Source organism: Pseudoruegeria sp. SK021 (assembly GCF_002119405.1).
Lineage (GTDB): Bacteria > Pseudomonadota > Alphaproteobacteria > Rhodobacterales > Rhodobacteraceae > Meridianimarinicoccus.
Genome location: NZ_MTBG01000140.1, coordinates 1 through 349 on the forward strand (window position 1 = coordinate 1; position 349 = coordinate 349).

1 protein-coding gene is annotated in these 349 nt (G+C 59.9%); it reads left to right on the forward strand.

Annotated features, from left to right (window positions below; all coding sequences use genetic code 11):
• Window positions 1-226: 226 nt before the first annotated feature.
• A partial coding sequence (locus BV911_RS18970; RefSeq protein ID WP_371588370.1) for a transposase occupies window positions 227-349 on the forward strand: 123 nt, incomplete at its 3' end.

The following is a 349-nucleotide window of genomic DNA, read 5'->3' on the forward strand; positions in this document are numbered from 1 at the left end:
CTACGGCCAGCGCGCTCTGGCACGCGTTAGCTATGTGGTGAGCACACGCGCCAGAGCGCCACCGACATCCCGAGCGTGGCCCCTATTTGCGCCGGTAAATGGCCCCTTATGTCACCGTGATTGACACACGTTCGCGCACTTCAGGTGAATATTTGTTCGTTGTTTTGTTCATGATGCTCCATCCTACTCATGAGTTGGAGCCTCCGGCAAACCTGGCGCGGTTCACATGCTGGTCGGTAAGTATTGCGATCACCTGCCGCTCGAGCGGCAGTCCAAGATCTACGCCCGCGAAGGGGTCGATTTGCATCGCTCCACGCTGAGCGACTGGGTCGGGCGCACGACGGCCCTG